We start from the raw sequence: 23576 nt of genomic DNA on the forward strand, positions 1-23576 counted from the left end.
TCCGGCCATCGAACCGTCAGCGCCGAGTCCGTCCGTCGTATTGCTTGACCGTTTCCCCGCCGAAAAGCAACCTCTGCGGGTTCCGGTCGAAATTGTTGATTGCGTCGTCGAGCCCGCGAACCGTCTGGCGCGTATCGTCGACCAGCGCCTGGATATCGCGAAGCCCGGTGTTCGAGAAGCGTGCGAAGTTGTCGGCGATCGGGCCGATCCGGGCGTTCAGATTGTCCGCCGCATTGCGAATGGAGACCAGCGTCTTGCGCGCCTCGACACTCAGCGAGTCCGCCTCGCCCGAGCCGAGGAAGGCGTCGACCTTCTTGAGAATTCCGTCGAGCTGGCCAGACGCGTTGTTGAGCTTGTTTCCGAGCTGCGTGAAGTCGGTGATCGCCTGGTCGATATCCTGCTGGCGAGCGGTGATCTTCTCGCTGAACTGCTGGAAGTTGGCGACCGCCGCACGTGCGTCCGCCGAGGCGACGGATACGTCGTCCACTACCTTGGAAACCTTCTGCCGATCAACCGCTGCGACCAGCTCACGCACATGGGCGAGCGTCTCCTCGGCGGAGACCCCGAACTTCTGGAAGGTTTCGGCGGTTTCCTTGAAGCTGTCGATCGCCGGCCCGACCTTGTCAGCCGTCTCGGCCAGGCTGCCGGTGAACTTCTCCGTATTGGCGAGAATCGTGTCGATCTTTTCCGAGTTCAGCGCCCGGAACAGGTCCTCGGCAGCCGCAAGCGTGGAATCGAGGCGCCCCGAAAGACCCGCCACCGAATCCGAGAGAGCGCTGACGCTCTTCAGGAACTTGTCGATGCCGTCGGCATTGTCGGCGAGCGACTTCGAGAAAGTCTCGGCGTTCTTGATCGTATTGGTGAGCGGCCCGCGCGCATCGTTGACGAAGCCCTGGAACTGACCGATCGCGTCATCGGCGCGCCTGAGGATCTTGTCGGCTGTCGATAGCAGGTTGGTCACGCTCGACTGCTCCGCCACCAGCACCGCCGGTTCACCGGTCGAAAGCTCCCGCTGCAGAATGTTCTCACCGCCCGCCGCGGTCCCGGAAAGTTCGATATAGGCCGCACCCGTGAGGCCCTGTATCTCGAGAACGGCCTTGGTCGATTGCGTGACCGGAGCGTCGGCCTGGACCTCTGTGTTGGCAATCGAAAACTTCGGATCGTCCTTGTCGATGACGAGGCTGCGCACCGTGCCGACGGCAATACCGTTGAAGCGCACGGGCGAGCCGATGCTCAGACCGTTCGCCGAACCCGGTATCTTGATGGTCAGCGCGGCGACCGGGCCACCTCTGCCGTATTCGGCCATCCAATAGACGAATCCGAAAGCGGCAGCGATGACGAAAACCGTGAAAAAACCGACGATTGCGTAATTGGCTCTGGTTTCCATGGAGACCTGTCACTTCACCGGATTGTCGCCGGAATGTACCGGCCGTGGGATGGATCGAGCCCGCTTGCCCCTGAAATAGGTTTTCACCCATTCATCGTCGCAGGCGAGCATATCGTCTAACGTTCCTTCGACCAAGACCCGCTTCTGCCCCAGCACCGCGATGCGGTCGCACACCGAGAACAGGCTGTCGAGGTCATGCGTTACCATATAGACGGTGAGCCCCAGCGTATCGCGAAGCTGGGCGATCAATTCATCGAACTCGGCCGCCCCGATCGGGTCGAGACCGGAAGTCGGCTCGTCGAGGAAGACGAGGTCGGGATCGAGCGCAAGGGCACGCGCGAGCGCCGCGCGCTTGGTCATCCCGCCGGAAAGCTCGGAAGGATATTTGTCGGCGGCATCCCGGTCGAGGCCGACTAGATTGATCTTCAGATAGGCAAGCTCGTCCATCAGCCACTGCGGCAGGTCGAGATATTCGCGCATCGGAAGCTGGATGTTTTCCTTGACGGTGAGTGCCGAAAACAGCGCCCCGTGCTGGAAGAGCACGCCGAGACGGGTATCGAGGTTCATCCGCTCCGCCTCGCTCACCTTGTCGTAGTCGGCGCCGAGAATGCGGATGGTGCCGGCGCGCCGCGGCAGCAGCCGCAGCACGGTACGCATCAGGACCGACTTGCCTGCGCCGGAGGCGCCGACGAAACCCAGGATTTCGCCGCGGTAAACGTCGAGGTCCAGGTTGTCGAGAACGACCTTGTCGCCGAAGGCAACGGTTAGGCCGCGGACCGAAAGAACCGTTTCTCTCTCCTGCGTCACCGGTGCTGCGGAGGCTTCGTTCATCGTGCCCTCCGTCAGAAGTCGATTGCGGCGTAGAACATGGCGAAGAGCCCGTCCACGAGGATGACGACGAAGATCGACTTGACCACGGAGGTCGTCACGTGCCGGCCGAGCGACTCGGCACTGCCGCCAACCTTCATGCCTTCGACGGCCGAGACGATGCCGATGATCAGCGCCATGAAGGGTGCCTTGATCATGCCGGAGGCGAGGGTCGAATAATCGATCGCCGCATTGAGCCGGGTCGTGAAAACGTCGAAGGTGATCCCGGAATATCCCCACGCCACCAAGGCCGCCCCGTAAAGGGCCGCGAAATTGGCGACGACCGTCAGCAGCGGCAGCGCCACGACCAGCGCAACCAGCCGCGGAAAGACGAGGACACCGACGGGATTGAGACCGATGACCTTCAGCGCGTCGATCTCCTCGCGCATCTTCATCGAGCCGATCTCGGCGGTAATCGCGCTTCCCGAGCGACCGGCGATCATGATCGCCGTCAGCAGCACGCCGATCTCGCGGAGCTGCAGGATGCCGACGAGGTCGACGACGAAGATCTCGGCACCGAAATAGCGCAGCTGGAAGGCGCCCTGCTGGGCGATGATGGCGCCGATCAGGAAGGACATCAGCACGATGATCGGAACGGCGCGAACCCCCATGTGGTCGAGCTGGTTGACCACGGATGCCGGCGATACGCCCGCGCCGCGGCCGAGCTTCATCTGTGCGCCTCGCACCGCCGAACCGAGGACGTACATCATCGCGACGGTGTCTTGCCAGAGGTGCGCCATCATCACGCCGACAGGGCCGAAAATCCGGATGAACAGCGCTTCCTTCTGCTCGTCATGATGCGGGGCTTCGACCGTCTTCGGAAGCGCCCGGATGAGCTCCTGCATGGCCGGCGTGCCACCCGTCAGACTGACCGTGCTGCCGGCGGCCTCGCAGCCGGTGACGATACGCCGGACGAGCCACGCACCCGCCGTATCCATCCCGTCGATGCCGGAGAGGTCGACCTCCACCGGCGCATCACCGTCGGACCCGAGGCGTCCGACGCTCGGCAACACACCGGCAAGCGTAGTGTTGCGCCAGGTGCCGGACAGGATCAGCCGCCGCCCGCCGTCCGGCAGGCTGCCCTCTTCGATCGCAGCGGTTCCTGGATGATCTTTCAAAGTCAGACGTCTCTCACGGGCTGACGGTTCTCGAGCGACGATTCGCAACTGCAACGGGCTTACACCAGATGAGCCGGCAGTATAACTGCGCGTGCACTCATTGGAATCCATGTTGCGGAGTTTGACGGCCTGCGTAGCCGCGAAACCACATCTTTGTCGGAGAATCCGGTCTGTCAGAGCCCGGCAGGATGCATCAGAGCCGCTTCCGCGTCGGCTTCGGCGGGTTTTGCGACCCGGAACGGGATCGCAAGCGCGCTCGCCGCTTGGGTGATTCCCTTGGCCTTCGGAGTCTGGATCATGTGATCCCAGGAGATGAGCTCGAAACGGCCGTCGTGATGCTCGGCGATCGCAGTGCAGCTTTCCACCCAGTCTCCGGTGTTGATGTAACGAATGCCGTCGATCTCTTCCATGACCGCATGGTGGATATGTCCGCAGATCACGCCGTCTACGCCGTTGCGGCGCGCCTCCTCGACGACGACCTTCTGGAACTCGCCGATGAAGTTCACCGCCTGCTTCACCTGCAGCTTCGCCCAGGCGGAAAACGACCAGTAGGGCATTCCGAGACGGCGCCGGACGGCCGCCAGGAGGACGTTGATCGCGATCGCCGTATCGTAGGCCCAGTCGCCGAGATAGGCGAGAAGTCGCGCGTTGCGAACCACGACGTCGAACTCGTCGCCATGCAGCACCAGGTATTTTTTGCCGTCTGCCGCCTCGTGCACGATGCGCTCAGCAACTTCAATGCCGCCGAAGTGGCTGCCGGGAAACCCGCGCAAGAATTCGTCGTGGTTACCGGGGATGTAGATGATGCGCGTCCCCTTGCGGGCCTTCCGCAACAGCTTCTGCACCACGTCATTGCAGTCCTGCGGCCAATACCAACTGCGCTTCAGCCGCCATCCATCGACGATGTCGCCCACGAGCACGATCGTTTCGGCCTCGTGATAGCGGAGGAAGTCAATGAGAAAGTCCGCCTTCGCGGCCTTCGAACCGAGATGGACGTCCGAGATGAAGAGCGTCCGGAATTGGCGGGTATCCGCGTGTGTACTCACGAGGGTCATCCTCTGGGTATTGGCGTTCTCAGCCTCTAAGACCAGAGTCTTGTTTCAGCTTGATGACATGCGCGCGGATTGATCCTCTGCGCCGGGTCTCGTCAGTCGGAAAGCGGCGGCATCTTCCGGGTCGCAATCGCTCTTGCGTCCTCCCGATCCACCCCGCGCGCCGCCAGCAGCAGCTCGGCAGCGTCGCTGCCGGCCTCCCGCCAGGTTTTGTGTCCCTCCTGAAGGGCGTGAAGCATTGCCGCAAGCGTCGTACCGCCGAGGTGATCTGATCCTGCGGAACGATGTAGCGACCCTGCTCCACGCCCTCCAGCCTGTCCGAAGCCTGCCGGCAGACGGCCGACGACAAGCGCACCACCTCCAAATACGGCGTGCACGCCACCTCGCTTCCGCCACTTTTCACGCCGGGTGTCTAAGAAGCGACAGACAGGAGCCAGAGAGCGTCCGAAGACACTTCCCCCCGAGGACTTTTCGTGTATTCAGGAGTCTCGACTTTAGAGACATATGTTAGTGGGCACGATGAATTCTCAGGACAAGACGAAGCCGCAACCGGCGTCCGGCGACCTCGACGAGCAGGCGCTCTTCTACCATCGCTATCCGAGACCGGGGAAACTCGAAATCCAGGCGACCAAGCCACTGGGCAACCAGCGCGACCTGGCACTCGCCTACTCCCCGGGCGTGGCGGCGCCCTGCCTCGCCATCCGTGACGAGCCGGATACCGCCTTCGACTACACCGCGCGCGGCAATCTCGTCGCCGTAGTCTCGAACGGCACCGCCGTGCTCGGACTCGGCAACATCGGCCCTCTCGCCTCGAAGCCGGTAATGGAAGGCAAGGCCGTCCTCTTCAAGAAGTTCGCCGGCATCGATGTCTTCGACATCGAGATCAGCGCTCCGTCCGTGGACAACATGGTCTCGACGATCTCGTCGCTGGAGCCCACCTTCGGCGGCATCAACCTCGAGGACATCAAGTCGCCGGAATGCTTCGAAGTGGAGCAGCAGCTCCGCGACAAGATGAACATTCCCGTCTTCCACGACGACCAGCACGGTACCGCGATCATCGTGGCCGCCGCGATCCTCAACGGGCTCGAACTTGCCGGCAAGAAGATCGAGGACGTCAAGATCGTCGCCTCGGGCGCCGGTGCGGCCGCACTCGCCTGTCTCAATCTTCTCGTCACGCTCGGCGCTCGCCGCGAGAACATCTGGGTCCACGACATCGAAGGCCTGGTCTATGTCGGCCGCGAAGCCCTGATGGACCGCTGGAAGTCCGTCTACGCCCAGCCCTCCGACAAGCGCACGCTGTCGGAATCGATCGAGGGCGCTGACGTCTTCCTCGGCTTGTCGGCTGCCGGCGTCCTGAAGCCGGAGCTTCTCGCCCGCATGGCGGAGAAGCCGCTGATCATGGCGCTCGCCAACCCGACGCCCGAAATCATGCCGGATCTTGCGCGTGCAGCGCGACCGGACGCGATGATCTGCACCGGCCGTTCGGACTTCCCGAACCAGGTGAACAACGTTCTCTGCTTCCCCTACATCTTCCGCGGCGCGCTCGATTGCGGCGCCACGACCATCAACGAAGAAATGAAGATGGCGGCCGTGCGCGCGATCGCCGCGCTCGCCCGCGAAGAGGTCTCGGAAGTGGCGGCGAAGGCCTATTCCGGTGAATCGCCGACCTTCGGCCCGAACTACCTCATCCCCTCGCCCTTCGATCCCCGCCTGATCCTGCGCATCGCTCCGGCGGTTGCCAGAGCGGCGGCCGAGAGCGGTGTCGCCCGCCGGCCGATCGCCGATTTCGACACCTATCTCGACCAGCTCAATCGCTTCGTCTTCCGCTCCGTCTTCGTCATGAAACCGATCTTCACGGCGGCCAAGAAGGCGCCCGCCAAGCGCGTCATCTTCGCCGAAGGCGAGGACGAGCGTGTGCTGCGCGCCGCACAGGTGCTGCTCGAGGAAGGCATCGGCCAGCCGATCCTTATCGGCCGTCCGCCGATCATCGAAAACCGCCTCCAGCGCTTCGGGCTGCGCATTCGCCCCGGCACGGATTTCGAGCTGGTCAATCCGGAAGACGATCCGCGCTATCGCGACTATGTCGAGGAATACTTCGGGCTCGTCGGTCGCGCCGGCATCAATCCGGAAGCCGCCCGCACGATCGTGCGCACCAACAACACGGTCATCGGAGCGCTCGCTGTCCGCCGTGGTGACGCGGATGCGTTGATCTGCGGAGTGGAGGGCCGTTTCGACCGACATTTGCGCGACGTCGGCCACATCATCGGCAAGAAGTCGGGCGTCTGCGCCTTCTCGGGTCTCAGCCTGCTGATCTCCCAGCGCGGTGCAATCTTCTTCACCGACACGTTCGTGACCTACAACCCGACGGCTGCGGAAATCGCCGAAACGACGGTGTTGGCTGCGCAGGAGATCCGCCGCTTCGGGATCACCCCGAAGGCAGCCCTCCTCACCCACTCCAACTTCGGCTCGCGCGATTCCGAAAGCGCCCGCAAGATGCGGGAGGCTCTGCGCCTCATTCGCGAGCGGGCGCCCGAACTCGAGGTCGACGGCGAGATGCAGGGCGGATCGGCCCTCTCGGAGGCACTGCGCAAACGCGCCATGCCCGACAGCACGCTCACCGGCGAAGCCAATCTCCTGGTCTTCCCGAACCTCGACGCCGCCAACATCTCCCTCGGTCTCGTGCGGACGATGATGGACGCGCTGCATGTCGGCCCGATTCTGCTGGGTGCCGCCCTTCCTGCCCACGTGCTCTCGACGTCGGTGACCTCGCGCGGCGTCGTCAACATGGCAGCACTCGCCGTCGTGGAAGCCACGCAATCCGCATGACAATGTGCGTCGCGGGGATATCGCGACGCATGCTTCCTGTCACATGAAAGACGCATCATCATACCTCTTCCGGCGCATGAAAAATGCGCTGGACAAGCCATTTTTGCTGGACGATCTTACCCCATAGATTTGTCAGGGTCAGATAATGATTAACCAGAAGGGTTATTTTGACCTGCTGGACTGGCTGGAAAGCGAAGAGGTCGTTCGACCGCAGCCGTTTTTCAAAAGGATGCAGGCTGAGTTCGGGATCTCGAACATCCTCTACATCGACGCCATCCCTGCGGCGACCGGAGTCAGGCTGCATCGTATCCACCACACCTACGCGCCACATGTGGTCCGGGCTGTCACGGCTCTCGGTCCGCATGTCCTGACGCCGCTGCTGAAGCACGCCCTGACGTCGGTGCGCCCTCTGGACTGGTCCGTGCTGCCGCAAACGATTCCGAGCGCACAACTCCTGTTGTCCGTCGCCCGCGAACATTCGCTCTCCACCACCGGTGTCTGCTATCCACTCGCCTCCCGCGAGGGCCATGCGGCCCTGTTCGCGATCAGCGTCGCGGACGCACGTGACTGGCGGCAGTTTCGTCGCCACTGCGACCGCGACGTTCACGCTCTCGCAGCGAAGTTCCATGCAGCGGTGCTGGAGACATCCGACGAAGGCCTGAATCGCGAGAGCATGCGCTCCATTCTGACCGGCAGGGAAAAGGAGGCCCTGACCTGGGCAGCGGCCGGCAAGAGCTACTGGGAGATCGCCGTCATTCTCGGCATCTCGGAGCGGACTGTCCGCTATTTCATGTCGAACGCTCGGCGAAAGCTGAATGTCGTGAGCAATACGCAGGCCGTCGCAGAGGCGGTTTGGCAGGGCCTCATCTCCGGGCCCGATAGCCGTTCAGAATAGAACTCGCGCCCGCCGCAGCTCTTGCATGCGGCCCCGACACTGTAGACTGTACGATGGGCAAGCGAGAATAATCGCAAATTGCAATCACTTAAACTGTCCCTACCGCCAGTTTCAATTTCTGGCTGAAAAAGCGAATTTTTCTCCCTGACCTTAGAAGGGAGACCGGCATGATTAGGATTATCAACGGAGCCAACCGCGATCGCCATCGGAAAGAGATGGCAGACGTGTTCAGCCTGCGCAAGCGTGTCTTTCACGACCTCCTGAAATGGGATGTCAAGGTGGAGGGAGACTGGGAGATCGATCACTACGACGACGCCAACCCGATCTACGTCCTCTCCTATTCGCCCGAGACGGGGCGCCTGCGGGGAGCCCTGCGACTTCTTCCCACCCTCGGTCCGAACATGCTCGACGACACGTTTCCGGTCCTGCTCGGCGACAACCCGCCGATCCGCAGCGCCGCGATCTGGGAATCGAGCCGCTTCTGCATCGATCCGGAAATCTCGCAGGACCGTGCGTCCAACCAGGTGACGATTGCCGCCGCCGAGCTGATGTGCGGTGTCGGCGAACTCGGGATCGCCTCCGGGCTCACGCACATCGTTACGGTGACCGACGTGTTCCTGGAACGCATGTTCCGCCGCATGGGATGCCCCGGCGAACGGATCGCCGATCCGCAGAAGATCGGCTCCGTCTACGCGGTCGCCATCGCCTGGGAAGTGACCCAGGACCTGCTCGACCGGATGAAGGAGGTCGCCGGAATCGACCAGCGTGTGCTGGCAGAACCGATGACGCTCGAACAGGCCCGCGCCGCCTGACGGCGGTCGCGTTCGCCGGTCTGGTACCGGCCGGAGGCAAGCTTCCGGCCGGCGCTGTCTGTTAAGCCAAAATTGAGCTTCCGGTTGGCGGAATGACGCTCGCCAGCTATGATGATTGCGCCTATAGGCAAGTCGATCCGAGCAACGCCTGTCATTCGCCGATCGGGAACGCCAATTGCCGTACCGCCGTAGTCTCGCCCTGCTGTCCGTGATGGTCCTTGCGACCCTTCCTGTTCCGGCTGTCTCCCATGCGTCGATGATCTGCGACAGGTTGCGCGCGAGCCTCGTGAGCGAGCCGGAGGTGGTCGGAGATACCGCAGCGATGCGACGCTTCTCCAGCGCTATCGCCAGGCAAAACTTCGAGATTCGCAAGGCCCGCCAGCGCTTCCTCGACCTGCGCTGTGGGTCGCCGAGCGTCACCGACTACGCGGCGATGAACCGTCCGGAATGCGTCGCGCTTTCCGCCGACATCAAACGGCTGGACGCGGAAAAGCAACAGCTTGCGGACAGGCGCGATGCCGCGCGAAGCGGTGGCACGCAGCGCAACGAGGTCCGACAGAAGATTCTCGACACGATGGACGCCAACCGCTGCGACGACGAGCCGGTGGAGGCCGATACCACGCCTGCCGATCCTCCGCGCACCCCCTATCTCGACATGGTGGCGCCGCGCGTGGGTACGGACGGATTGCCGACGGGCGGCTGGCAGAACGGTGCCGGCGACCTGCAGACGCTTTGCGTGCGCAGCTGCGACGGGGCCTTCTTCCCGATCTCCTCGAATACCACGCCGCTCACTTTCCGGCGCGACGCGGAGCTCTGCCGGCAGATGTGCCCCGGCATCGAGACCGAGCTCTATTTCCGTTCTGTCACCGAACCAGAAAGCGGCGAGATGATCTCGACCGTGACAGGCAGGCCCTACCGGCAGTCGCCGACGGCGTTCTCCTACCAGAGCCGGCGCAAGGGCGAGCAACCCTCCTGCACCTGCAATCTCACGGACTTCTATCGCAAGATGAAGGAGCAGGCGGCCGGCGCGAACGTCCCCGACTACGGCTCTTCCGTCATCGACCTGAAGACGACCGGCAAATCGCTTCCCCAGCAAGCCGCTCCGTCCGCGCCCGTCGAGCGGCCTTACGACCCGGCGGAGAGGAAGGTGCGCCAGGTCGGCCCCGTCTTCATCCCCAGCGAGACGAGCGGTATCGACCTCAGGCATCCTGCGCTCTCCGGCCCGCAACCCATTCAGCAGTAGGGCACGGATGCCTGCGGCGTCCGTCGGATCTCAGCCGACGGACCTCTCCTGCCAGGTTTCGGAGAAAACCAGATCCTCAAGCGGCAGGCGCTGCCGCCAGCCCTTCACCGCCAGCTCCGGCTCTCCGTAAAGCGCGTCCACGTAGCCGAGGCAGAACCAGCCGATCACCTCGACATGCTCCGGGATCGAGAGAATCCGCTTGAGCTCGTCCTCGTGGAAGATGCTGACCCAGCCGACGCCGACGCCTTCGGCGCGCGCCGCAAGCCAGAGGTTCTGGATCGCGCAGACGGTCGAGTAGCGGTCCATGCTGAAATTGTGCGTGCGGCCGAGGACGACCGGACCGCCGCGCGTCGGGTCGCAGGTTACGCAGATGCCGAGGGGTGCCTTGCGGATGCCTTCGAGCTTCAGCGCACGATAGTCCTCACGCTTCTTGCCCGAGAACATTCCGGCGGCCTCGTCATTGGCGCGGCTGAATGCACGCCAGACTTCCTCGCGCCGCTCGGCATCGCGCACGAGAATGAAGTTCCACGGCTGCATAAAGCCGACCGACGGCGCGTGATGGGCAGCGGACAGCAGCCGCCAGACGAGATCGTCCGGCAGAGGGTCCGGCAGGAACTGGTCGCGCACGTCGCGGCGGGTCTCTATGGCTTTGTAAATGGTGGCGCGCTCCTCAACGGAGAAGGCGCCGGCTCGGACCATATGGTCCATCGGCTCGTCCGGCATCGTCAAATCCCCAACAATGCAAAGGACCGCCCGCCGTCCGCGCGGGCCAAGTCTATCTTGCCAGGCCGGTCTTCTGACTCGGCTTCCGCTGCCCGTCGCCGCCTTCCCGGCCAAAAGGCCAGTGACGCGAACCGGAAGACCGGTTCCTTGCGACAGGCATCCGCCACACAGCGTTGGGCACGTTCCGGATTGTCACCGGATTCCCGATTCTCCCGCCTTGCCGGCGGGCACCTGACGCAGCCGATTGTTCACAGTTCGCCGCCGGTGGCAAGTCCGACTACGTGCAACCCGGTTTCACTCGACGGGGAAATAGCGGACATAAGCGAAGGCGTCGCCGTCGGGAGACCAGCTCGGCACGTTCAAGGAGCCCTGTCCGCCGAAGAGCTCGATGAGCGTTTCCGTCTTTCCCGTCGTGATATCCATCCGCCGGATCGAAACCTGCTTGTCGCGCGGATGGCCTTCGACATCCGCCCCATAGGAGAGGAAGACGAGCGCGTCGCCTTTCGGTGCGGGGTGCGGAAACCAGTTGGCAAGGCCGTCGTCGGTCACCTGCGTGAGCCCGGTGCCGTCGGGCCGGATCTTCCAGATCTGCATGAGCCCGCTGCGATCGGAGTTGAAGTAGATCCACTGCCCGTCCGGCGAATAATCAGGGCCGTCATTGTGCCCGCCGCCGCGGATCAGCTCCCTCTCCTCGCCCCCATCGGCGGAGATCGTGTAGATGCCGAACTCGCCGTCGCGGATTCCGCAATAGGCGAGTTGCAACCCGTCGGGCGACCAGCCGTGCCAGTAGGACGGCAGCCTCGCGGTCACCTGCCGCGGCACGCCGCCCGCCGCCGGCAGGACATAGATGCACGATTTGCCGTGTTCGGTCTTGTCGGAGATCGCGAGCATGGTGCCATCGGGGGAAAGCCCGTGGTCGTTGTTGCACGCGCCGGCAAAGCCCGTATCGATCCGCTCCGGCAGCACACTTCCATCGATCGGCAGCCGGTAGATCAGGCCGTCGCCGTTGATCACCAGATATACACCGTCCGGCGTCCAGTTCGGTGCCTCGACCAGCGCCTCCGTCTGCCAGACGACCCTGGAGGTGCGGCTTTTGCAGTCGAATATCTCTACGGAACTGCGCATGCTCGCCTCCTGTCGGGATCGGCGGGATCAGCGGTCCCGGAACCGGTTGGTAATCGGGTAGCGCCGGTCGCGGCCGAAGTTCTTCCGGGTGATCTTGACGCCAGGCGCCGACTGCCGGCGCTTGTATTCGGCAAGGTAGAGCAGATGTTCGATCCGGTGGACGGTCGCAACGTCGTGGCCGCGCGCGACGATTTCTTCGACCGACATCTCCTGCTCGACGAGACATTCGAGGATGTCGTCCAGCACTGGATAGGGCGGCAGCGAATCCTGGTCGGTCTGGTTCGGCCGCAACTCCGCGGACGGCGCCTTGGAGATGATGTTGGCCGGAATGACCTCGCCCGCGGGCCCGAGCGCGCCCTGCGGCACGTTCTTGTTGCGCCAGCCAGAAAGCGCGTAGACCTGCATCTTGTAGAGGTCCTTGACCGGATTGAAGCCGCCGTTCATGTCGCCGTAGAGCGTCGCATAGCCGACCGACATTTCCGACTTGTTGCCGGTCGTCACGACCATGGCGCCGAACTTGTTGGAGATCGCCATGAGGATCGTGCCGCGCGTGCGCGCCTGCAGGTTCTCCTCCGTGACGCCCGGTTCGGTTCCCTCGAAGAGCTCAGAGAGCGCCGAGATGAAGGCATCGACGGGCTCGCCGATCGGCACAATGTCGTAATGGCAACCGAGCGCCTTGGCGCAGGCCGCGGCATCCGAGAACGAGCTTTCCGAGGTGTACCGGTAGGGCAGCATGACGGTCCGCACCCTCTCGGCGCCGAGCGCGTCGACCGCGATCGCTGCACAGAGCGCCGAATCGATGCCGCCCGAAAGGCCGATCACCACGCTCTTGAAACCGTTCTTGTTGACGTAGTCGCGCAGACCGAGCACGCAGGCACGATAGTCGGCCTCCGCCTCCTCCGGCACGTGGGCGATGTGCCTTTCGTCGCAACGCCAGCCGTCGGCACTGCGCTTCCAGGTCGTGACCAGGAGCTCGGCCTCGAACTGGTTCATCTGGAAGGCGAGCGACTTGTCGGCGTTGAAGGCGAAGCTTGCGCCGTCGAAGACGAGCTCGTCCTGCCCGCCCACCTGGTTGACGTAGACGAGCGGTAGTCCACACTCGATCACCTGCTTCAGGGCAATCTGGTAGCGCACGTCGATCTTCGCGCGGTAGTAGGGCGAGCCGTTCGGCACAAGAAGGATTTCCGCTCCCGCTTCGGCGAGCGTCTCGCAGACGCCGAGATCGCCCCAGATATCCTCGCAAACCGGGATACCGATGCGGATTCCTCGAAAATTCACAGGACCCGGCATCTCACCGGCAATGAAGACGCGCTTCTCGTCGAATTCGCCGTAGTTCGGCAGGTCGATCTTGTCGCGGGTCGCGATGATCTGCCCCCGGTCGAGGACGGCAACCGAATTGTGCCGGCCTTTCTCGCCCTGCCGCGGGAAACCGATGACCACCCCCGGCCCGCCGTCGGCGGTGTCGGCCGCCAGTTGCTCAACTGCCGCGAGGCAGTTCCTGAGGAAAGCTCGCTTCAGTACAAGATCCTCCGGCGGATAGCCGGATAGGAAGAGCTCGGTGAAAAGCACGAGGTCGGCGCCGGCGGCGGCAGCCTGGCTGCGCACCTCGCGAGCCTTGGCGAGATTGCCGGCGACGTCGCCGACAGTCGGATTGAACTGCGCGATTGCAATGCGAAGAATGTCGGGGCGGTTCGTAGTGTCGCTCATACCTTTCGTTTAACGCGAGCCGGACGCAGCCGCAACGCCACAAGACCAAATCCAGCGCGGAAAACAGCGGGGAACTCTCCCATGAACGGCCGGTTCATCTGGCGTTCATTACAGTTATGTGACAGAGGAACGACAGTTTTCTGACATGCCGTCCAAATTTGGAGAGTGCCTTGGTTGAGATCGTTTCCGATCCGGCTATTTCCATCACGCCCGACAGGGCCGTCGCTTCCGTCGCCGCGAAGGCGAACCGACGGGACGGCTATGCGTGGGCGGCTGTTCGCCTCGGCAATCTTCTGCTCCTCGCCATACTGACGGTGCTTACGACGGAGTGGATTGCCCGCGGCGATCTCCACGAAGCCCTGCGCTTCCTGATCGCCACCGACCGTCCCGGCCCGGCAGCGGTCGGCATCCTCTTCCTGCTTTTTGCTGCAACCGACGCGCTTCTCGGCCGCGCCTACCAGTCGGCGCTGGTCCTGGTACCGCTCGCCGTCATTCCCGCCTTCATATCGGCCCAGAAGCAGCTCTTCCTGTCCGACCCGCTCTATCCGAGCGACATGCTGTTCGGCCGCCAGATCCTGCAACTGCTGCCGGTCATGGTGGCAGCACGACCCTATCTGGCGGTAGCAATCGCCTGCTTTCTGGTCGCAGCCCTGGTCGCGCTCGTCTATCTGTGGTTCTTCGCATGGCGCCGCTTTCCGTCGCTCTCCCGTCCGGCAAAGCTCTTCCGCCTGCTAGTCGGCGTGCCGCTCATCGGCGGCTTCCTCTCGCTGATGGACTATGCCGAATATTCGCCGCTGCGCGACCGCCTGAACATTATCCCGATGATGTGGGACCAGCGTGAGAACTATCTGCACAACGGCTTCCTGCTCGCCTTTGCCTTCAACCTGCCGATGGCGAACGTCACCGCGCCGGAAGGCTACGGTGCGCAGGCGATCGACAACATCCCGCAGGGCGCGCCGCTCCCCGCGGCGGATACCGGCGAGCACCCCGACGTCATCATGCTGATGAGCGAGTCGCTCTGGGATCCGACCCGGCTCAGCAATGTCCGGCTCTCGCCCGATCCGATGCCGACAATCCGCAAGAATTCGTCCGGCAACGTCTTCTCGCCCGAGTTCGGCGGCATGACGGCCAATGTCGAATTCGAGGCGCTGACGGGCTTCTCCAACGCGTTCCTGCCCTACGGCAGCATTCCGTATCAGCAGTATGTCCGCGGTCCGGTTCCGTCGCTCGCCACCTTCTTCCGCTCAAAGGGCTACGTCGCCAAGTCGTTCCATCCGTTCCAGAGCTGGTTCTGGAACCGCGCCAACGTCTACGAGGCCTTCGGCTTCGAGAGTTTCCTGTCGGAAGAAAACATGCCGGTGATGGACAAGCGCGGTATCTTCGCCTCCGACGAAGCGTTCACCAAGGAGCTCATGCGCGCGGCCGATCGCAGTGAAAAGCCCTTCTTCTTCTTCGGTGTGACGCTGCAAGGCCACGGCCCTTACGAGCCGCACCGCTATGCCAAGAACACCGTCGCGATCGACGGCCCGACCCTCTCGCCGGCAAGCACGCAATCGCTTGCGACCTACGCCCAGGGCGTCCGCGAGGCCGACCAGAGCCTGAAGATGCTGATGGACTGGGCGAAGAAGCGCCGCCGCGAGACGATCGTCGTCATCTTCGGCGACCACCTGCCGCCACTCGGCACCGTCTATCCGGAAAGCGGCTATATGCCCGACCAGGTGGCCACCCGCTCGGCTCCGCTCGACATCATGAAGCGCGAACACGAAACGCCGTTGGTCGTCTGGTCCTCGAAGAAGGGCGTCCAGAAGGATCTCGGCTCCGTAAGCCCCGCCTTCCTCTCCTATCATGTGGTCAAGCTCGCCGGTTACGAACATCCCTTCTACACCGGCGTCCTCGGCACGGTCCACGCGCGTTACGAAGCCATAGACCGCCATCAATTGGTCGAGCGCGCCGGCGGCTCTGTCCCCGACTGGTCGAAGGCTGGCAAGAAGCTCGACCCGGTCGTCCGTGACTACCGCTACCTGCAGCACGACATGATGTTCGGCGAAGGCTTCAGCGCCCAGCGCTTCTTCCCGGAACAGGTCGAACGCCTGTCCGCGCCGGCGTCCTGACGGCGCACATCAAATCGGCATTTTTCTCGCCGCCGAGAAAAAACGTTGACACACAAAGGATCTATAAATCTCTTAGGAGGAGAAGATGACCTTCTCCGGGCCTTCCGCGCGTCCGTAACGCGCGGTATGGCCCATATTTTCTGATGACCTACTGATTTTGTTTTCGAGCATCCCATGCGAGCCCTTACCCGTGCCGAAATCGTTAGCCATCCGCTGTTTCCTGCCATCGAAAAGCAGATCGCAGACCATCTGATCGGCATCCATCTGCGCACACCGCGGCTTTCGCGGTTGAAGGCAAGCCACCGCAAGTGGCTGATGACGCAGTCGCTCTATGCGCTGAACCTGCAGCGCACGGACGACGATCCGCTCTCGGGCCTCACCGCCACGCGTTTCGTCGAGGTCGTGATGAAAGTCGGCGCGGCGAGCCGCAACACGGCAACCGCCTATCTGGCGGAGCTTGTTGCCTACAAGTTCCTGCGCGACGTGCCCGGCGTGCCGGACCGCCGCATCCGGGTCCTCGAAGCGACGGAGCCCAGCAATGCGGGCATGGTCAGCTGGTTCACGGCGCACATGGCCTGTCTCGACCGGTTGGACGGTGGCGACCGCGAGGCAACCAGCAACGCAGACCCGCGCATCTTCCGCATCGCCCAGCCCTATGCCGCGGCCAAGCTGGTCGAGCACCCCGACTGGCGCGACCCGCCGGAGACGATCGGCCATTTCCTGTGGTCCGATCTCGGCGGCATTGTCCTGCACGACCTGATCTCGCGCATCGATGAATATGATCCTGCAGCCGAAAAGACCTTCGTCGGGCCGACGGCGCTCGCGGAACTCGGCGAGAGCTATTCCGTTTCGTCGACGAACCTGAAGCGCATGTTCAAGAAGGCGGAGACGGACGGGCTGCTCGGCTGGGAACTGCCGCGCCGTCGCGGCAGTCTCTGGCTTTCCCGCCGTTTCACCAGTGACTATTTCCACTGGCAATCGACCAAGTTTGCAGCGCTGGAGGAGGCTTTCCACTACGCGGTCGAAAGGCTTCGGCGAGAGGACGGACGCCTCGCCGGTGAAGGTCAGTCGCCCGTCGGTGCGGACGTCCTCCCTGCCGAAAATCTCGGAGCACTGTCGGCAACGTCGTAATAGTCCGCCTTGTCGGCGCAGTAGATGTGATAGCCGAAACGAAGCCCGGTCGGCTGGTCGAACGCGCCCGCCATCACCGATAGATGGTCGGCGCCGTCCGCCTCCCAGAAGAGAGCCGAACCGCAGGTCCGGCAGAAGCCTCTGCGTGCGGTATCGCTGGAGCGGTACCAGCTGACATTGTCCGCGCCCTCGATCTCCAGGCGGTCCTTATGGACGTTCGTCGCTGCATAATGGAGGCCGGTCTGTCGGCGGCATTGCGAGCAATGGCAGCCGATGAGGTCCTGCAACTCACCCTTGGCGCGGAAATGGACAGCGCCGCAATTGCAGCGACCGTCGTGGAATTCAACCATGAGGACCTCCGGAAACAAAGACCGGGCCAGCTTCACCAAGCCGGCCCGGTCCGTCAACTTCAGTCTTCTTCACTTACCGATCAGCCGAATTCATCGACCTCACACCGCAGCGATCAGGCGTTCGCAGCCATCATTCGCTTCTCGTCGCGCCCGCCCTTCATCCGCTCGGCGAGCAGGAAAGCGAGTTCCAGTGCCTGGTCCGCATTGAGCCGCGGATCACAGTGGGTGTGATAACGGTCCTGCAGGTCGTCGGCCGTGACTGCACGCGCACCGCCGGTGCATTCGGTCACGTCCTTGCCGGTCATCTCGATATGGATGCCGCCCGGATGCGAGCCTTCGGCGCGATGGATCTGGAAGAAGCTCTCGACTTCCGACAGAACCCGCTCGAACGGACGGGTCTTGTAGTTGTTGACCGTGATCGTGTTGCCGTGCATCGGGTCACACGACCAGACGACCTTGCGACCCTCCCGCTCGACGGCACGGATGAGGCGCGGCAGGTGTTCCGCGACCTTGTCGTGGCCGAAGCGGCAGATCAGCGTGAGACGGCCGGCCTCGTTCTGCGGGTTCAGGATGTCGATCAGGTTCAGGAGATCGTCGGCCTGCAGCGACGGGCCGCACTTGAGCCCGATCGGGTTCTTGATGCCGCGGCAGTATTCGACATGGGCGTGGTCCGCCTGCCGGGTACGGTCGCCGATCCAGATCATGTGGCCGGAGGTCGCATACCAGTCGCCGGAGGTGGAATCGACGCGGGTCAGCGCCTCTTCGTAGCCGAGAAGCAGGGCTTCGTGACTCGTGAAGAAGTCCGTCTCGCGCAGACTCGGATTGTTCTCGGACGAGATGCCGACGGCCTTCATGAAGTCCATCGTCTCGGAGATGCGGTCGGCGAGCTTGTGGTAACGCTCTGCCTGCGGGCTGTCCTTGACGAAGCCGAGCATCCACTGATGCACGTTCTCGAGATTGGCATAGCCACCCATCGCGAAGGCGCGCAGCAGATTGAGCGTCGCGGCCGACTGCCGGTACGCCATGATCTGGCGTTCTGGGTTGGGGATGCGGGCTTCGCTGGTGAATTCGATGCCGTTGATGATATCGCCGCGGTAGCTCGGCAGTTCGATCCCGTCCTGCTTCTCGAAATCGGAAGAGCGCGGCTTGGCGAACTGGCCCGCGATACGGCCGACCTTGACCACCGGCAACTGGGCGCCGAAGGTCAGGACGACGGCCATCTGCAGGAAGGCGCGGAAGAAGTCACGGATCGTGTCGGCGCCATGTTCAGCGAAGCTTTCGGCACAGTCGCCGCCCTGCAGCAGGAATCCGTTGCCTTCGGCCACGTTGGCGAGCGCCTTCTTCAGGCGGCGAGCCTCACCGGCAAAGACGAGCGGCGGATACTTGGCAAGACGCGCTTCCGCATCGGCAAGTGCTGCCTGATCCGGATAGGCCGGAACCTGCTTGATCGGCTTCTGCCTCCAGCTGTTCGGGGTCCAATTCTGTGCCATGATCGTAACCTAACCTGTTCCCGCATTGCGACGGCCTCCTGCCGTCGAATGGGCGGCTTATAAACTCTTATCACCGAGTTGGAAAGCCGAACTTCGGGCGAAGCCGCGCCTCGCCCATCACACTGGCGAGGCCGCAGGCCGCGCTGTTCGATCGCGACCTGCCCGGCTCCCGCGGAGCGGCACACCGCAGCGGCGGCGCCTCACAAGAAAACTTACATTGACGTAAACGTTAATATCGATGCATATCGGGGGCCGCGTTGCGCCGAACGGGAGGAGCCAATGTCGAGCGAGGCCGCAGTGATTGCGAAGGACATCACATTTGAGGCCGCTGACGGCTTCCCGTTGAAAGGAACGCTCTTCGCCGGCACCGGCGAAGGTCCCCTCGCCCTCGTCTCCTCCGCCGCAGCCGTACCGCGCGGCTTCTACGGCCGTTTCGCGACCTATCTCGTGCAGGACCGCGGCTTCCGCGCCGTCCTCACCTACGATTATCGCGGCGTGGCGGCATCGAGGCTGCCGTCCGGGTGGAGGCGTCCGCCACTGATGGCGGACTGGGCCGAGAAGGACATGCCCGCTGCCGTCGATGCGCTCGATGCAGTCGCACCCGGCCACCCGATGGTCGGCGTCGGCCAATCCTTCGGCGGGCAGGCGCTGGGATTGAGTGGCCGGCACCAGCGCTTCCTGCGCTACCTGATGGTGGCGGTGATGTCGGGTCACTGGCGGTACACCGACGTACCGCTGAAAGTGTTCACGGCGATGAACCTGATCGGCGTTCCGCTGGCGACGATCACCGGACGCGTTCCCGGCTGGATCGGCCTCGGAGAGACCCTTCCCGGCAGCGTCTTCCGCCAGTGGGCACGCTGGGGCCGCAACCCCGAATACTTCTTCGCCGATCCCTCCATGGATGCCGTCCGCCGCTATGGCGAGGTGGAGACGCCGATCCTCGCCATCGGCCTCACTGACGACCCCTGGGGAACCGCGCGGGCACAGCACGCGATCCTGAAACACTATGTCCGCGCACCACTGCAGACCACGTGGATCTCGCCGGTGTCTCCGGACAAGCCGATCGGCCATCTGGGATTTTTCCGCTCCGCCCATCGCGAACGGCTGTGGAAGCCGACGGCAGACTGGCTGGAGGCCGGTACAGGCAGCGACTTCGCCGCCGGAGCAGCAGGCATAAAGTAACGAAAACGAACATCCGCAAAGAAGCGCTGAATTTAACCAGTCGTTAAGCTCAAAATATGAAAGCAAGCCGCCGAATTATACAATTAACTCTAAAATAATAGGGATAAACAAGTTTCGATACAGCCGGAATGTTGACCGGGCGGGTTGCTGCGCGATGAACGCGCGGATCCTGGGACTCAGGTAGACTGAAATGTATATTTCACTTGCACAGTACTTTAGAGATCGTTCGGGAAATTTTGCCACCACCACGGCGCTTCTTGCTCTTCCGCTTCTCGGCACGATCGGCATGGCCGTCGACGTCAGCTACGCAATCGAACAGCGGGCGGCCCTGCTCGCGGCCGCCGACGCCGCGGCAATCGGCGCCCTTTCGACCCAGTCGGTCGGCGTGTTGGCGGCGATCAACTCCTCCGAGAACGGCACGATCGTCGTCGCAGAGCAGGACGCACGCAAGCTGTTCGACGGCCAGCTGCCGTCGGGCATGGTCACGAAATTGACGGGCCTTTCCATCGACATAACCAAGCAGGACGACACAATGAACGCTGTCGTCACCTTCAATGCGCAGGTGCCGACGAGCTTCCTGAGGCTCCTCAACCACGACACCATCGAGGTGAGCGGAACGGCGACCGCGACATACAATACCGGCACCTTCATGGACTTCTACATGTTGCTCGACAACACCCCTTCGATGGGCGTCGGCGCGACGATGGCGGATATCGACAAGATGGAACGCCACACCCCGGACAAGTGTGCATTCGCGTGCCACGACGAATCGAAGAGCTACGACTATTACCAATTGGCCAAAGATCTCGGCGTCGCCATGCGGATCGATGTCGTTCGCGAAGCCGTCCAGCAACTCACTTACAGCGCTGCAAAAGCGGCACGTTATCCGAGCCAGTACCGGATGGGCATCTACACCTTCGGCACCTCTGCAAAAGACACGAAGCTCACGGAGATTTCCACACTGTCGTCGGACATGAATGCGGTGCGCACCGCGGCGAGCGCCATCGACCTGATGTCGATCCCCTACCAGAACTACAATCACGACCAGGCGACAGATCTCGACAATGCCTTCAAGAATCTCGAGAAGATCATCAAGAAGGGTGGCAGCGGCAAGAACAAGAGCGACGCGGAAAAGGTGGTCTTCTTCGTCTCGGACGGCTTGACGGACAGTGCCAAGGGGGCGTCCTGCACCAAGAAGACGACCGGCACACGCTGTCAGGAGCCGATCGACTATTCGGTTTGCGAGCCGTTGAAGAAGAAGGGCATCAAGATCGCGGCCCTCTATACGACCTACCTGCCCCTGCCGCAGAACGCTTGGTACAACAGCTGGATCAAACCATTCCAGAGCGAGATCGCCGACCGGATGCGGTCTTGCGCCTCACCGGGACTCTACTTCGAGGTGAGCCCGACGGAGGGCATTACCGAAGCGATGGAAGCCCTCTTCCAGAAGGTCATCGGCACGCCGCGGCTCGCCAGCTGACCAGTGGAATTGACGAGAGTGAGCGCGTCGGTCAGACGCGCTCACCGTTCCTGACACGGTAGCTCGGGCTGTACATGGTCACGAGCTCTTCTGCCGCTGTCGGATGCACCGCCATGGTCCGGTCGAAATCGTCCTTGGTGCAACCCGCCTTCAACGTGATGCCGAGAAGCTGCGCCATCTCGCCGGCGTCGTGACCGAGCACGTGCGCCCCGATGACCTTGCGGTCGGCGGCATTGACGATCAGCTTCATGATCATCTTTTCGTTGCGGCCCGAAAGCGTTGCTTTCATCGGACGGAACTGCGCCCGGTAGACCTCGATTTCCTCATAACGCTTGGCGGCCTGCTCCTCGGAAAGGCCGACGGTGCCGATCTCCGGCTGCGAGAAGACCGCCGTGGCGATGAGGTCGTGGTCCGGTCGCGTCGGATTGTTCTTGTATTCGGTCTCGATGAAGCACATCGCCTCGTGGATCGCGACGGGGGTGAGTTGCACCCGGTCGGTGACATCCCCGAAGGCGAAGATGCCCGGCACGTTTGTCCGCGAATATTCGTCGACGACGATCGCACCACGGTCGTTGGTGACGACACCGGCCGCCTCGAGGCCGAGCCCGCTGGTGTTCGGATCGCGGCCGAGTGCCAGCATTACCTGGTCGGCGGCAAGGACATCGTTGTTCTTCGTCGTTACCCTGAGGCCGCCGGCGGGCGTCTTCTCCACCTTCTCGATCACGTCGTGGCAGAGAATGCGGATACCCTTGGCTTCCATCGCCTCATGCAGGCCGCGCCGCATGTCCTGATCGAACCGCGACAGGATCTCCACCCCCCTATAGATGAGCGTGGTGTCGACGCCGAGACCGTGGAAGATGTTCGCGAATTCGACCGCGATATAGCCGCCGCCGGCAATCACGATCGAGCGGGGCAGTTCCTCGAGATGGAACGCCTCGTTGGACGAGATGCAGAGCTCATGCCCAGGCAGCGAAGCGTGCGGATTGGGTGCGCCGCCGACGGCGATGACGATCCGTTCCGCCGTGACGATACGGCCGCTCTTCATCAGCCGGACGCTGTTCGGCCCAGCCAGTTCGGCGCGTGTCTCCAGGATTTCCGCTCCTGCATTCTCCAGCCCCTTGCGATAGAGACCTTCGAGACGGGCGATCTCCTTGTCCTTCGCGGCGATCAGCTTCTTCCAGTCGAAGCTGCTCTCTCCGACGGACCAGCCGTAGCCCACGGCATCCTCGAAATGCTCGTGATACTGCGAGGCGTAGACGAACAGCTTCTTCGGCACGCAGCCGCGGATGACGCAGGTGCCGCCGAAACGGTATTCCTCCGCAATCGCCACGCGCTTGCCGAGCGAGGCCGCAAGCCGCGCGCTGCGCACGCCGCCGGAACCGCCGCCGATCACGAACAGGTCATAATCGAAATCCGCCATAAAAAACTCCCGGGGAATAACAAGGGGTCGGTGAAGCCGCCCCCGATATAGGGTCGGCACCGGCCAAAAGAAAAGCCCGGAAGACCTTCCGGGCTTTGCAAAAACGAATTCGTGATCGCCTTACTGCTTCGGCGCAGCGGCCGGGGCCTGCGCACCGACAACACTCAGAAGGGCATCATTGGTCTGCTTTTCGAGGTCGCGTGCAACGCCGGCAGTCCAGATATCGGCAGCCTTCATCAGCTCGCGGGTGGCGATCGGACCGTCCTTCAGGAGCTTCTTGCCTGCATCGCTGCTGTAGAAGTCGGAAATCACCTTCAGCTCTTCCGCTGTGAAGGCCTTGGCGTAGACCATCGCCGCTTCCTTCTCCAGGTCGCCACGGCGGGCGGCAAGCGAAAGCGCTTGCTTGTCGACCTCCCCGTAGATCTGGTCCTGCAGGTTCGGATAGGCCTGGATCAGCTGCGTCTTGAGGCGATCAGCGACAGCCGGGAGGATGTTGTCGAAGCGATCGGTGACGCCGAGGACGGTGATCGCGGTCCGTGCGGCCTGCAGGTGCTCCGGAGAAATATCCTGCGCCTTTGCGGAGGTGCCGAGCATGAGCCCCCCGAGAATGACGGCGGCAGACGCAAGACGGCCGAAACCGGAATACTTGATCATGAA

At 63.0% G+C, this 23576-nt stretch carries 20 protein-coding genes and 1 riboswitch; of the genes, 8 read left to right on the forward strand and 12 right to left on the reverse strand.

Going from position 1 to position 23576, the window contains the following annotated elements:
- Window positions 1-16: 16 nt before the first annotated feature.
- From ACM6UT_RS08435 to ACM6UT_RS08455, 5 genes are all read right to left on the reverse strand, one after another.
- Window positions 17-1387, reverse strand: coding sequence for an MlaD family protein (locus ACM6UT_RS08435; RefSeq protein ID WP_416796898.1), 1371 nt, complete (start codon window positions 1385-1387; stop codon window positions 17-19).
- 9 nt (window positions 1388-1396) lie between these two features.
- A complete protein-coding gene (locus ACM6UT_RS08440; RefSeq protein ID WP_416796899.1) occupies window positions 1397-2218 on the reverse strand; it encodes an ABC transporter ATP-binding protein in 822 nt (273 codons plus the stop codon).
- A gap of 11 nt (window positions 2219-2229) precedes the next feature.
- Entirely contained in the window at window positions 2230-3372 is a 1143-nt protein-coding gene (locus ACM6UT_RS08445; RefSeq protein WP_416796900.1) for an ABC transporter permease, read from the reverse strand.
- A 173-nt stretch (window positions 3373-3545) separates the two neighbouring features.
- Window positions 3546-4427, reverse strand: a complete 882-nt coding sequence (locus tag ACM6UT_RS08450) for a UDP-2,3-diacylglucosamine diphosphatase (protein WP_416796901.1) — start codon at window positions 4425-4427, stop codon at window positions 3546-3548.
- Between the two features lie 92 nt (window positions 4428-4519).
- On the reverse strand, window positions 4520-4801 hold the full coding sequence (locus ACM6UT_RS08455; RefSeq protein ID WP_416796902.1) for a hypothetical protein: 282 nt from the start codon (window positions 4799-4801) through the stop codon (window positions 4520-4522).
- Between the two features lie 142 nt (window positions 4802-4943).
- On the opposite strand from ACM6UT_RS08455, the gene ACM6UT_RS08460 reads away from it, so the two are divergent.
- From ACM6UT_RS08460 to ACM6UT_RS08475, 4 genes are all read left to right on the forward strand, one after another.
- Window positions 4944-7250, forward strand: coding sequence for an NADP-dependent malic enzyme (locus tag ACM6UT_RS08460; RefSeq protein WP_416796903.1), 2307 nt, complete (start codon window positions 4944-4946; stop codon window positions 7248-7250).
- 145 nt (window positions 7251-7395) lie between these two features.
- Window positions 7396-8145 (forward strand): LuxR C-terminal-related transcriptional regulator, encoded by a 750-nt coding sequence (locus ACM6UT_RS08465; protein ID WP_416796904.1) that lies wholly within the window; start codon window positions 7396-7398, stop codon window positions 8143-8145.
- A 167-nt stretch (window positions 8146-8312) separates the two neighbouring features.
- Window positions 8313-8957: an acyl-homoserine-lactone synthase gene (locus ACM6UT_RS08470; protein WP_416796905.1), complete on the forward strand. Its 645-nt coding sequence runs from the start codon at window positions 8313-8315 to the stop codon at window positions 8955-8957.
- A gap of 175 nt (window positions 8958-9132) precedes the next feature.
- A complete protein-coding gene (locus tag ACM6UT_RS08475; protein ID WP_416796906.1) occupies window positions 9133-10200 on the forward strand; it encodes a DUF2865 domain-containing protein in 1068 nt (355 codons plus the stop codon).
- Between the two features lie 30 nt (window positions 10201-10230).
- Here the strand turns inward: ACM6UT_RS08475 and bluB are convergent, their stop codons facing one another.
- From bluB to ACM6UT_RS08490, 3 genes are all read right to left on the reverse strand, one after another.
- Window positions 10231-10923 carry a 5,6-dimethylbenzimidazole synthase gene (gene bluB, locus ACM6UT_RS08480; protein WP_416796907.1) on the reverse strand — a complete coding sequence of 231 codons (693 nt, stop codon included), beginning with the start codon at window positions 10921-10923 and terminating at the stop codon, window positions 10231-10233.
- Window positions 10924-10969: 46 nt separating this feature from the next.
- A riboswitch (cobalamin riboswitch) is annotated at window positions 10970-11173 on the reverse strand.
- 44 nt (window positions 11174-11217) lie between these two features.
- Window positions 11218-12048: a TolB family protein gene (locus tag ACM6UT_RS08485; protein ID WP_416796908.1), complete on the reverse strand. Its 831-nt coding sequence runs from the start codon at window positions 12046-12048 to the stop codon at window positions 11218-11220.
- A gap of 27 nt (window positions 12049-12075) precedes the next feature.
- Window positions 12076-13755, reverse strand: a complete 1680-nt coding sequence (locus ACM6UT_RS08490; protein ID WP_416796909.1) for an NAD+ synthase — start codon at window positions 13753-13755, stop codon at window positions 12076-12078.
- A 170-nt stretch (window positions 13756-13925) separates the two neighbouring features.
- On the opposite strand from ACM6UT_RS08490, the gene ACM6UT_RS08495 reads away from it, so the two are divergent.
- Together ACM6UT_RS08495 and ACM6UT_RS08500 are read left to right on the forward strand one after the other, a co-directional pair.
- Window positions 13926-15866 (forward strand): LTA synthase family protein, encoded by a 1941-nt coding sequence (locus ACM6UT_RS08495; protein ID WP_416796910.1) that lies wholly within the window; start codon window positions 13926-13928, stop codon window positions 15864-15866.
- A 174-nt stretch (window positions 15867-16040) separates the two neighbouring features.
- Window positions 16041-16997 carry a hypothetical protein gene (locus ACM6UT_RS08500; protein WP_416796911.1) on the forward strand — a complete coding sequence of 319 codons (957 nt, stop codon included), beginning with the start codon at window positions 16041-16043 and terminating at the stop codon, window positions 16995-16997.
- Here ACM6UT_RS08500 and ACM6UT_RS08505 read toward each other — a convergent pair.
- Together ACM6UT_RS08505 and ACM6UT_RS08510 are read right to left on the reverse strand one after the other, a co-directional pair.
- Window positions 16931-17347 carry a GFA family protein gene (locus ACM6UT_RS08505; RefSeq protein WP_416796912.1) on the reverse strand — a complete coding sequence of 139 codons (417 nt, stop codon included), beginning with the start codon at window positions 17345-17347 and terminating at the stop codon, window positions 16931-16933. The genes ACM6UT_RS08500 and ACM6UT_RS08505 overlap by 67 nt on opposite strands.
- Window positions 17348-17460: 113 nt before the next feature.
- Complete coding sequence (locus tag ACM6UT_RS08510; protein ID WP_416796913.1) at window positions 17461-18837, reverse strand: class II 3-deoxy-7-phosphoheptulonate synthase; 1377 nt, start codon at window positions 18835-18837, stop codon at window positions 17461-17463.
- 300 nt (window positions 18838-19137) lie between these two features.
- Between ACM6UT_RS08510 and ACM6UT_RS08515 the strand changes: the two genes are divergently transcribed.
- Window positions 19138-20019, forward strand: coding sequence for an alpha/beta hydrolase family protein (locus ACM6UT_RS08515; RefSeq protein WP_416797084.1), 882 nt, complete (start codon window positions 19138-19140; stop codon window positions 20017-20019).
- 190 nt (window positions 20020-20209) lie between these two features.
- On the forward strand, window positions 20210-21499 hold the full coding sequence (locus tag ACM6UT_RS08520) for a vWA domain-containing protein (RefSeq protein WP_416796914.1): 1290 nt from the start codon (window positions 20210-20212) through the stop codon (window positions 21497-21499).
- A gap of 31 nt (window positions 21500-21530) precedes the next feature.
- On the opposite strand, the gene gor is transcribed toward ACM6UT_RS08520, so the two are convergent.
- Entirely contained in the window at window positions 21531-22919 is a 1389-nt protein-coding gene (gene gor, locus ACM6UT_RS08525; RefSeq protein ID WP_416796915.1) for a glutathione-disulfide reductase, read from the reverse strand.
- A 120-nt stretch (window positions 22920-23039) separates the two neighbouring features.
- The gene (locus ACM6UT_RS08530; protein WP_416796916.1) at window positions 23040-23573 is read right to left on the reverse strand and encodes a DUF2059 domain-containing protein; all 534 of its coding nucleotides are present in this window, start codon (window positions 23571-23573) and stop codon (window positions 23040-23042) included.
- Window positions 23574-23576 lie beyond the last annotated feature (3 nt).

This window comes from Ciceribacter azotifigens (assembly GCF_048159625.1).
Lineage (GTDB): Bacteria > Pseudomonadota > Alphaproteobacteria > Rhizobiales > Rhizobiaceae > Allorhizobium > Allorhizobium azotifigens.